We start from the raw sequence: 10,458 nt of genomic DNA, 5'->3' as shown, positions 1-10,458 counted from the left end.
AGTACATCGGGGTCAGCAGTACATCGGGGTCAGTGCTAACAATCCAACATTTTTTTACAAAGTATGAATTGTCAGAACCAACCCGCACTGCTGCACGCTGCGCGCCATCCATAACCGTCAGAAGCCGCTATGGCTGAAGGGCGCCAAAGGTCCGCCACCCGCAGACAACTCCGCGCGCCCAGCAGCCGTCAGAGGGCGAAGGGCTGAACGCCAAACAGGTAACCGTGCAGCCAGAAGGCGAAGGTGGCCCAGGCAAGGCTGCCGGCGACTACTGTCGCCAGCGTTGGCAGCCGGCTTCCCGGCGCGTAGACGGTGCCGGCGGCACGGTCACGTCGGCGGGCAGCCGAGAAACTGAAGACTGCCCAGAGCAGGAAGCTTCCGAACAGGAGAACATCCGCAAGGGTGCCATTGGCCAACAAGTGGGCTATCGCCCAGAGTTTGACGGCAAGCACCATGGGATGGTGCAAGCGCGCCTTGATCGCATTCCCCGGCACATAGGCGGCACACAGCAACACCAACGCGGGCAGGGTCAGCGATGCGGCCAGGTGGCGCATGAACAGCGGCGGGCTCCACAGCAACATCGGCTCGCTACGGGCCAGGGAATACCCCCAGACGATCAGGCCGAAGCCGGCGATGGAGAACAGCGAATAGGCTGCCTTCCACGGCAGCGCACCGATGCGCCCGATCGTACGCGTACGCCAGTCGTTGGCGAAGATGCGCAACGAATGCACGCCCAGAAAGACCACCAATCCCGCCAGCAGATAGATCATGCGCGAAGAGCTCCCGAAGACGCCGACTCGGGGTGAGGTCCCCATCATGCGCCAGAGGCGCCGTTCTGGCCGGCTCGCCTGACGATAGTACAACAGCCCGCGCTCTCGCTCGCGTACCAGATCGCTCCCCCGATGTCGCAGTGCCCAGGCTCAAGCTCAGGCTCAGGCGTCGCAGGGTAGCGGCAAAGCGAGCAGCCCGATCGGAGCTGTCGGCAGCAAGACGCATGCTCGCCAGGACCGTCCACTCCACGGCAGCGGAAGGCGACGGCCCACCACGTCCCGGTGAAATTCTCCGCCGCGGCGGGCGTTGAGCGCGCTTCCTCGCTTGCCAGCCACGCCATTCTGGCGTCTAATCGGCGGGCATTCCCGGCGGGACGATGGCGGCACCGAACGGCCCTGGCCACAGGCTCTCGTCATCTGTCGCGAGCTGGTATAGCAAGGAGCACGAGATGTTTTCACCGGAGTGGTGGCACTGGATGGTCCTCGGACTGCTCCTGACGATGGCCGAACTCGCCGTCCCTGCCTTCTTCGTGGTCTGGTTCGGGCTCGCTGCGGCGGGCGTCGGGCTGATCCTGCTGGTCGCTCCCGAACTTGCGCTGTCGACCCAGCTCCTGCTCTGGGCAGCTCTCTCGGCAGCATTGGTGTGGATCTGGTTCCGCCATCTGCGGCCGCGCACGATGACCAGCGTCGGCACCTCGGCGGCCACGGTGGCCGGTGAAGTTGGCGTGCTGGTCGCCGACATCACCCCCGACACGCGCGGTCAGGTGCGTTTCCAGAAACCGATTCTCGGCGCCGATGCCTGGGAGGCCTACGCCGACACGGCGATTGCCGCCGGCGAAAGAGTGCGCATCGTCGCCGTCGAAGGCAGCTACGTGAAAGTGGAGAAAGCAAGATGATTAACGGCATCAACGGCTTCACCGTATTTTCGCTGGTCCTGCTCGTTTTCGTCGTGGTGACCGTCGCCAACGGCGTGCGGATCATCCCGCAGGGCGAAGAGTGGATCGTGCAACGCCTCGGCAAGTACTGCACGACGCTGCTGCCGGGACTGCGCTTCATCATCCCCTACGTCGATATCATCTCCTACAAGGTAACCACCAAGGACATCATCCTCGACGTCCAGGAGCAGGAGGTGATCACCCGCGACAATGCGGTGATCGTGGTCAACGCCATCTCGTTCATCAAGGTCACTGACCCGGTGAAAGCGGTGTATGGCGTCGAGGACTACGCCGAAGCGATTCGCAACATGATCATGACCACCCTGCGCTCGATCGTCGGCGACATGGAACTCGACGAAGCGCTTTCATCGCGCGACATGATCAAGGCGCGGCTCAAGGCGGGCGTCGCCGACGAGGCTCTGGACTGGGGCCTGACCGTCAAATCGGTCGAGATCCAGGACATCAAGCCGTCGGCGTCGATGCAGCGGGCGATGGAGCTTCAAGCCTCGGCAGAACGCGAGCGCAAGGCGATGGTCACGCGCGCCGAGGGCGACAAGCAGTCGATGATCCTCAGCGCCGAGGGCCGCCTGGAGTCGGCCAAGCGCGACGCGGTGGCGCAGGTCACCCTGGCCGAAGCGTCGTCACAGGCGATCAGGAAGGTCAACGCCGCCTTCGGCGACAACGAACTGCCGATGCTCTACCTGCTCGGCGAAAAGTACATCACCAGCCTAAGCAAGATCGCCGAGTCGGAAAACGCCAAGCTGGTACTCCTGCCGGCCGACCTGCAGAGCACGCTGCGCGGGCTTTTTCAGCAGGTCAACAAGACCGGCCAGGCATAGGTCGGGCGGAAACACGAGATGAGCGCGGGCTGGATCGTTTTCGTCATCTGTGTCGTGTTCGTGATCAGCGCAGCGCTGCCACTGATCAGCAAACGCGGCACCCGCAACACGCCCCCCCTGCCTCGCAAGGAAACCCTGCGCGACTGGCGAAACGAAAAATAGCGCCCCGTTGTTCCTGTCGCGGCAAGCGGCGCAACACCGCTTCAGCTCGCTGACGCCGACCGCAGCGCGTCGCGGATCAGCACCAACACTTCATGCTGATCCCGGTACTGGCTGTCGGACAAGGCCGGCAAGGCCGGCCAGCCGGTGTCGACCCACTCCAGGCCGGCAAACTGGCGAGTACCGTCGTAGCGGGGAACGACATGGAAATGCACCTGGTGATCGACCATCATCAGCATCAGATAGTTGATGATGTTGTACTCGAAGGCCGCCTTGACAGCACTCTCCACTTTCGTCACCAGCTCGCCCAGCTCGGCCATTTCCGCGCCGGTCACGTCGGCGAAATTGGCCGCGTAGCGCTTCAGCGACAAGATGCCGGCACCCAGGGTCGGCTGGCCGGGTCTTACCGACCACGACCAGGCCGCTGTGCTGGCGACCAGCAATTCCTCAACCTGAAACTTGGCGCGGAAAGCCGCCAATATCGGGGACTCGTCCATCTCCTTCTCCCTTCGAATATGCGGAACCGGGCTGCGCCCAAGCGGTCGGCAAGCGCAATCCGTAGGCGACGCTAGCACAAAAAAACGTCCAATCGTCATCGACCCGCTCGCCGGCTGCCTCGTTTTCGCCACTCTTCGACAACGCCGCGTGCAGGCCCACAGAAACAATGCGTTAAGATTGGCAAAAAGGAAGAAAGCCTCCGGGGAGCAGAAAGAAATGACCGACGCTGCACTGACCGATGCTGCCCGCATTCTCGACGGCAGTCCGGTACCGACCTTCGTCATCGACTCCAGCCATGTCGTCGTCTACTGGAATGCCGCTCTGGCTCGCCTGTCGGGAGTGCCCGCGGCCGAAGTACTCGGCACGCAACAGCAGTGGCGAGGCTTTTATCCGGCTCCCCGGCCGGCGCTGGCCGACCTGGTGGTCGATAGCGCCACGCAGGATCTGATCCAGAGTCTCTATCGCGACGCGTGCCGCCCGGCAACGCATTGCCCCGGTGGCTGGGAGGCGGAGGATTTCTTCCCGACCTTCGGCGAGACAGGGCGCTGGTTGGCCTTCTCCGCCGCGCCCATCCACAATTCCGAAGGAAGGATCGTCGGCTGTGTGGAAACCCTGCAGGACATCAGCGAACGCAAGGAAGCCGAACTCGCCCGGCGTGAAAGCCAGCGCCAGCTCGGCGAAATCGTCGCCGGCAGCCCGGTCGCCACCTTTGTCATCGACGCGCAGTGCCGGGTCACCCACTGGAACCGTGCCTGCGCAGCCTTGACCGGTGTCTCGGCCACTGCAATGGAGGGCAGGAGCGACATCTGGCGCGCCTTCTACCCCAGCGAGACACGGCGCGTGGTGCTCGCCGAAATGATCGTCAGCGGCGCACGCCACCAGGATGTCGCTCAATATTATGCCAGCCACGCCAGGCCTTCGCTGCTGGTGGCCGACGCCTTCGAGGCACGCGACTTTTTCCCGACCTTCGGGCCGCGCGGGAAGTGGCTGCACTTCATGGCTGCGCCCCTCCACGACATCAATGGCGCCGTGGTCGGCGCCATCGAAACCCTGGTCGACCTCAGCGAAACGACAGCGGCGAAAAACGCGGAAACCTCCGCCTGAGAGGTCGCTCTGCGATGGCCCACTATCGAACACCGCTGCAACCGTTTCTCGCCCCCGCCGGAGTGGTACTGTTCGGCGCCAGCCCGCAGCCCGGCAGCTTCGGCCATGGGCTGCTGGTCAACCTGCGTGCCAGCCCACTGGCAACGCGCTTGCACATCGTCTCGCAAACACGCACCGATATCGATGGCCTACCGTGCCATGCGTCCGTCGCGCAAATTCAGGCGCCGCTGTCACTGGCGCTGATCGCCACACCGGCGCAGAGAGTCGCCGAAGTCGTCGACGCCTGTGGGCGACGAGGCATTCGCGCCGCGGTCGTATTCTCCGCTGGCCTGCGACCCGACACCCCGGCGGGCGCACAACTCAAGGACGTCGCCGCCCGCCACAAGGTCCGCCTCTTCGGCCCCAATGCGCTGGGTTACATCCTGCCGCATGCCGGCCTCAACCTGACACCGATCACGCTTTCGGTTCCCGCCGGAAACCTTGCGCTGGTATCGCAATCGGCGACCGTCTGCGCCAATATCCTCGACTGGAGCCACAACGACGAATTCGGCTTTTCGGCCATTTTCTCACCCGGCGAATCGGACGACCTCGAACTGCCGGAAATCATCGACTACCTGGCCGGCGACCCGCAGACCGAAAGCATCCTGCTCTACCTGGAAGGGTTGCGCGACGCCCGCGGCTTTCTCAGTTCCGTGCGTGCAGCCGCCAGCATCAAGCCGGTGATCGCGGTCAAGGCCGGCAAGGGCGCCAGCTCGGCGCGCATCGCCGAAGCGCACAGCGGTGCCCGCGTCGACCGCGACGACGCTTTCGACGCCGCGCTGCGGCGGGCCGGTGTACTCCGGGTCCACGCCCTCGGCGACATGTTCTCGGCCGCCCGCGCGCTGACCACGCCACGCAAGCCGCGCAGCAATCGCCTGGCCATCGTCAGCAACGGCGGCGGCCCGGCGGTGATGGCCATTGACCAGGCAGAGCAACAGGCGATCACTCTCGCGCCGCTCGAGTCGCATAGCCAAGAGCGCTTGCGCCAGCTGCTGCCCGGCAGCTGGTCGGCCGGCAACCCGATCGATGTCATGTTCGACACCGGGCCGGAACGTTTCGTGGACGCCATCACCACCTGTCTTGACGATCCCGGTGTCGACGCGGTACTCGCCATCCTGACACCCAACATCTACGTCGATCCGCTGGCCGTCGCGCAAGCCACCATCGCGGCGGCAGCACAGGCCGCCAAACCGGTGTTCACCTGCTGGCTGGGAGAGGTGCATGCGCGCAGTTCGCGAGCCGCCTTCGCCCGAGCGCGCTTCCCGACTTTCCGGACCCCCGAAAACGCCGTCGCGGCCTTCGCCTTCATGGTGAACTGGGTACGCAACCAGGCCATGTTGCTGGAAATGCCGCCGGCTCTTTCCTCGTACATCGCCCCGGACGTCACCGCGGCGCGGGCGATCATCGAGTTGGCGCTCGCCGACGGTCGGACTGCGCTGACACTGCCCGAGGCGAAGGCCATCCTTGCCGCCTTCCACATCCCCGTCTCGCAAACCGTACTGGCCCACTCGCCGACCGAAGCGGTCCATATCGCCGACCGCCTCGGCTACCCGCTGGCGATGAAACCGGCACTATCGGCCGGCACACCGAAAGCATCGGGCAGCTCCCGCCTGCAACTGCGCTCGGCGCCGGAAGTGGCGCTGGCCTTCCGCGAACTGGCCGCCTCCGGCCATGCGGCGGACGGCGTGCTGATCGAACCACAGGTGTCCAAGCCGAACGGTCGCTGGCTGGCCATCGGGATTCGTCAGGACAGCCTGTTCGGGCCGGTGATCTCGCTCTCGGAGAGCGGCATCGCGCCGGTGATCTACAACGCCCGCGCGGTCGCCCTGCCGCCGCTCAACACGCGCCTGATCGACGCCCTGCTCGATACACCCTACGTCGCGCGGCTGCTCGGGCCACTGCCGGGGAAACCGGCAGTGGCTTCGGAACCGCTGCGCGACATCCTGCTGCGCACTTCGGAAATGGCCAGCGAACTGCCCTGGCTGCACAGCCTGGAAATCGGTTCGCTGATCGCCGACAGCGTCGGCGCAATCGCCGTCGATGTCAGCATCGGCATACAGCCGCTGCCGGCGGAACGAGCGCGTTACGACCATATGGCGATCTGGCCCTACCCGGCGCAGCTCGAATCCGATGTCGTTCTGAAAGACGGCAGCCACTGCACGCTGCGCCCGATACGCCCGGAGGATACCGCTGCGTTGCAGGACTTCGTGCGTCAACTCTCCGTCCACAGCAAACGGCTGCGTTTCTTTGGCGCACTCGCCGAGCTGCCGCTGCACCAACTGGCCCGCTACGCGCAGATCGACTACGGACGCGACATGGTGATCGTCGCCACCCGCGAGCACGACGGAGGCACGGTGATTCTTGGCGAAGCGCGCTACTCGATCCTGATGGACGGCCAGACCGGCGAGTTCGCGGTGGCGATCGCCGACCACATGACCGGCAAGGGCCTCGGGGTACGCCTGATGAAGCGCTTGATCGACGCGGCACAGGAGCAAGGACTAAGCATCCTGCGCGGCGAAGTGCTGGCGGACAACGAGCCCACCCTGCGGCTGCTGGAAGGGCTTGGCTTCGTGGTTAACCTGACCGACGACAGAGACGTCGTTGAAGTCACCCGGCGCCTGACCTGACGCCAACAAAAGAGAGGGAAAAGACGATGACCAGATACGGATTTGTCGCCTCCGGCGGCGGCTACCGGAGCTTCTACACCGAAGGCGTGCTGGTGTGGATGAAGCGCAACGAACTGCCGGTGGTACACATCGCCTCGACCAGTTCGGGCAACAACATCGTCGCCGATTACCTGCTGTGGGACGACAAGACCGAGGAGCTGCCACCGGTATTGACGCGCACCGTCAGGCTTAACGTCACCGACGTCTTCCACATCTTTTCCAACTTTCTCGGCCTGCGGCCGAAGTTGCTGCCGACCGGCACCCATCTCTTCAGCGTCAACAAGGATAGTTGCCGCAAGTCGCTGCTGCTCGACGACCCCGAACGCCGCGCAATTCTCGCCGGACACCTCGAGACGCTGCGCTGGGACATCCGCGCCACCAACCTGAGCAAGCGGCAGGGGCATTTCTTCAAGGTCAACGAGATCCTGCAAACCATCGACGACGCCAGCCTGGACGTGTTCATGGACGCCTTCCTCGCCGGCATCACCACCATCCCCTACTTCAAGGCGATCACCATCGACGGCGACTACTTCATCGAGGGCGGTTACCTGGACAACACGCCGCTGCGCACGCTGTTCGAGGACGACGAGGTGGACGAGATCATCGCCGTCGACTTCACCGACTACGACTATCACCGCGAACTCGAAAAGCTCTACAGCTCGAGCACCTTCAGCCTGCCGCTGACCAGTATCGACACCCACCTGCTGGTCAGCGACATGCAGCTCTCGCTGCCCAACGCCCGCGTATTCACGCAGGCCAAGCTGATCAACGACATGCTCGCGGCTATGGGCAAGAAAAGCGCCGAGATCGGCGGCAAGCGCTATGTTGCCAAGCGCATGCACATCCTGCGGCCGAAAGACCTCGAGAGCATGACCATCTCGCTCAAGGACAGCAGCGCCCAGAAGCGTTACTTCGAACTCGGCCAGCGGGAAGCGGCCGCGCTGTTCGAGACGCTGTAGCCGGGCAGGCCACCGCGCCGCAGTGGCGCATACGCGCTCAAGCCCGGCGGCGAATGGCCAGGCTGAGGCCCGAGGCGCCGATGATCAGCATGCCGACCATCGCCAGCAGGTCGGGAAACTGGCCGAAGACCAGCCAGCCGAGCAGCGTCGCCCAGACCAGCTGGCTATAGACCAGCGGCGCCAGCAGCGACGCCGGCGTCTCGTGGAAGGCGCGGATCAGCAGGAAATGGCCGACGCCGCCATAGACGCCGAGCGAGATGATCAGCAGGCCCTGCGCCGTGGTCGGCCAGTGGCCATCCCAGTACAGCGGCAGCGCCGGCAACATCGCCAGCGTGCCGAGCAGCGCCGTGTAAAACAGCAGCCGCATCGGGTGCTCGGTGGCGGTGAGCTTGCGGGTAAGAATCTGGTACGCCGCGTAGCTCAGCGCCGCCGCGAGGGCGAAGGCGACGCCGGGGCCGGCCAGGCTACCGCCCGGCCGCGCGATCAGCAGGACGCCGGCGAAACCGGCGACGGTCGCCAGCCAGGTGCGCAGACGAACCTGCTCACCGAGCATCGGGCCGGCAAACAGGGCGACCAGCAGCGGCGCGACGAAGATCAGCGCCGTCGTTTCGGCCAATGGCAAGCTCTTCAGCGCCAGTTGACCGAACAGCGTCACGGCTACCAGCGTCATCCCGCGCAGCGCCATCAGCCACGGTCGCCCGGTGACGATCAGCTGGCGCCCCATGCTCGGTGCGACCGCACCCAGCATGATCACGAAGTGCACCAGGTAGCGCGCCCAGACCAGCAGCGGCACGGCGATAAAGACACTGAGGTGCTTGGCGGTGGCGTCGAGCGCCGCGAAAAAAAGCAGGGCCGTCAGGAACAACAGGGCGCCGTGCAGCCGGACCGGCGTGACGCCCTGGCTATCGACCATACGCGATCCAGTGGTTGAGGCACCAGCGCGCGCCGTCGATCAGTTCGCCGGCGGTCAGCCCGACCGGGCCGCGGTCGCCGGCAACCCGCTCGTCGGCCGCCGCGCCGTGCAGGTGCACGCCGGCCAGCAAGGCTTCACGCGCCGGCCAGCCCTGCGCCAGGAGCGCGACGATCATGCCGCTGAGCACATCGCCGGCACCCGCCGAAGCGAGACCCGGATTGCCGCTGGTATTGACGAACCAGCGACCGTCGGGGGTGGCGACGATACTGCCGCAACCCTTCAACACCACCAGCGCCTGAAAGCGGCTGGCCAGTTCGAGCGCAGCAGCGCCGCGGTCGGCCTGGACCAGCACCGTATCGCGAGCGAGCAGCCGCGCCGCTTCGGTCGGGTGCGGCGTCAGCAGTGTCGCCAGACCACGCTGCGCGCGCGCGGCCAGAGCGTTCTGCAAGCGGCTCTCGACAGCCAGCAGGTTGAGCGCATCGGCATCGAGCAGCAAGGGGATGTCCAGGGTCAGCGCCTCTTCCAGCAGCGCCAGGGCTTCGTCGCCACTGCCCATCCCCGGTCCGCAGGCAAGCGCCGTCAACGGCGTAGCCAGCAGGGCATCCGGGCGGCGCAGCATCAGTTCGGGCTGCAGCGGATCGATCGCCGGCGCCTGCGGGTCGAGCAGGCCGAGGTAGACGCGACCGCTGCCGAGCCTGAGCGCTGCGCGTCCGGCGAGGAAGGCCGCGCCGACCATGCTGCTGGCGCCGCCGAGAATCCCGGCGCTGCCGTTTGTCCCCTTGTGGCTGTTCTTGGCCCGTCGGTGCAGGCAGGCGGCAAACAGGTCGCTGCCGATGGTGCGGGCGATGGCGGGCGCCAGGTGCTCGGCATCGAGGTCGAGCGCGGCAACCGAAATGACGCCGCAGTGGTCCGGGCCGTCGGCGGTGTACAGCCCCGGCTTACCGGCGATGAAGGTGATCGTGTGGCTGGCGCGAACCGTCGCCCCGCACAGCTTGCCGGTATCCGCGTCGAGGCCGCTCGGGCAGTCGAGGGCGAGCAAGGGGCAGTGGTCACGAACGGCGAGCGCGTTGACCGCCGCCACCAGTTCGGCATGGCGACCGGCCACCGGGCGCTGCAGCCCGATGCCGAACAGGCCGTCGATGATCAAGGACCAGCGCGAACCCGACGGGATATCGTCCAGCGCGCTGCCACCGTCGTCGTCGAAGCGCTGGTAGGCATCCGCTGCGTCCTTGGGCAGGCGACTCGCGTCGCCGGCAAAGACGACGCTGACCGCGTAGCCACGCTGGCGGAGGTGGCGGGCGGCGACGAACGCATCGCCACCGTTGTTGCCGGGGCCGGCGAGAATCAGCACCGCGCCGCCCTGGGAACGACAGAGCTCGCTACCCAGTTCGGCGGCGGCCAGGCCGGCGCGCTGCATCAATGGCTGCTCGGCGGCGGCCTTTTCGATAAGGCGCAGGTCGGCCGCCCGGTAGAGGGCCTCGGATCGGATCGGTGTGTTCATTGCCGAAGTCTACCGCGGAAGGGGAGCGAAAATCCGCCGCGCGGCGAGTACCGTTCGCTGGTGGATGGCGACCGT

General features: G+C 65.8%; 10 protein-coding genes. 6 read left to right on the top strand and 4 right to left on the bottom strand.

The features are described from left to right. Positions 1-188 precede the first annotated feature (188 nt). Positions 189-770, bottom strand: coding sequence for an NnrU family protein (locus RUW20_RS11430; RefSeq protein WP_313952345.1), 582 nt, complete (start codon positions 768-770; stop codon positions 189-191). A 449-nt stretch (positions 771-1,219) separates the two neighbouring features. Here RUW20_RS11430 and RUW20_RS11425 point away from each other — a divergent pair, with 449 nt between their 5' ends. Genes RUW20_RS11425 through RUW20_RS11415 form a run of 3 tightly spaced genes read left to right on the top strand, consistent with a single transcriptional unit; the run spans position 1,220 to position 2,706 of the window. Further along, positions 1,220-1,666, top strand: a complete 447-nt coding sequence (locus tag RUW20_RS11425; RefSeq protein WP_313952344.1) for an NfeD family protein — start codon at positions 1,220-1,222, stop codon at positions 1,664-1,666. Next, positions 1,663-2,544 carry an SPFH domain-containing protein gene (locus RUW20_RS11420; RefSeq protein ID WP_313952343.1) on the top strand — a complete coding sequence of 294 codons (882 nt, stop codon included), beginning with the start codon at positions 1,663-1,665 and terminating at the stop codon, positions 2,542-2,544. Before RUW20_RS11425 ends, RUW20_RS11420 begins: the two co-directional genes overlap by 4 nt. An 18-nt stretch (positions 2,545-2,562) precedes the next feature. Beyond that, positions 2,563-2,706 carry a hypothetical protein gene (locus RUW20_RS11415; protein WP_313952342.1) on the top strand — a complete coding sequence of 48 codons (144 nt, stop codon included), beginning with the start codon at positions 2,563-2,565 and terminating at the stop codon, positions 2,704-2,706. Positions 2,707-2,747: 41 nt separating this feature from the next. On the opposite strand, the gene RUW20_RS11410 is transcribed toward RUW20_RS11415, so the two are convergent. Then, positions 2,748-3,200, bottom strand: a complete 453-nt coding sequence (locus RUW20_RS11410; RefSeq protein WP_313952341.1) for an HIT family protein — start codon at positions 3,198-3,200, stop codon at positions 2,748-2,750. Between the two features lie 217 nt (positions 3,201-3,417). Between RUW20_RS11410 and RUW20_RS11405 the strand changes: the two genes are divergently transcribed. From RUW20_RS11405 to RUW20_RS11395, 3 genes are read left to right on the top strand one after another with little or no spacing between them, the layout of a single operon-like run. Then, on the top strand, positions 3,418-4,305 hold the full coding sequence (locus RUW20_RS11405; RefSeq protein ID WP_313952340.1) for a PAS domain-containing protein: 888 nt from the start codon (positions 3,418-3,420) through the stop codon (positions 4,303-4,305). Positions 4,306-4,319: 14 nt separating this feature from the next. Continuing rightward, positions 4,320-6,971 carry a bifunctional acetate--CoA ligase family protein/GNAT family N-acetyltransferase gene (locus RUW20_RS11400; RefSeq protein ID WP_313952339.1) on the top strand — a complete coding sequence of 884 codons (2,652 nt, stop codon included), beginning with the start codon at positions 4,320-4,322 and terminating at the stop codon, positions 6,969-6,971. Positions 6,972-6,997: 26 nt separating this feature from the next. Then, positions 6,998-7,969, top strand: coding sequence for a patatin-like phospholipase family protein (locus tag RUW20_RS11395; RefSeq protein ID WP_313952338.1), 972 nt, complete (start codon positions 6,998-7,000; stop codon positions 7,967-7,969). 37 nt (positions 7,970-8,006) lie between these two features. On the opposite strand, the gene RUW20_RS11390 is transcribed toward RUW20_RS11395, so the two are convergent. Then, positions 8,007-8,882 carry a DMT family transporter gene (locus RUW20_RS11390; protein WP_313952337.1) on the bottom strand — a complete coding sequence of 292 codons (876 nt, stop codon included), beginning with the start codon at positions 8,880-8,882 and terminating at the stop codon, positions 8,007-8,009. Beyond that, entirely contained in the window at positions 8,872-10,383 is a 1,512-nt protein-coding gene (locus tag RUW20_RS11385; RefSeq protein ID WP_313952336.1) for an NAD(P)H-hydrate dehydratase, read from the bottom strand. Before RUW20_RS11385 ends, RUW20_RS11390 begins: the two co-directional genes overlap by 11 nt. Positions 10,384-10,458: the final 75 nt, after the last annotated feature.

Origin of the sequence: Accumulibacter sp. (genome assembly GCF_032229525.1) — a bacterium.
Lineage (GTDB): Bacteria > Pseudomonadota > Gammaproteobacteria > Burkholderiales > Rhodocyclaceae > Accumulibacter.
The sequence above is the reverse complement of the archived record's forward strand: the minus strand, read 5'-3'. Positions and strand labels throughout refer to the sequence as shown.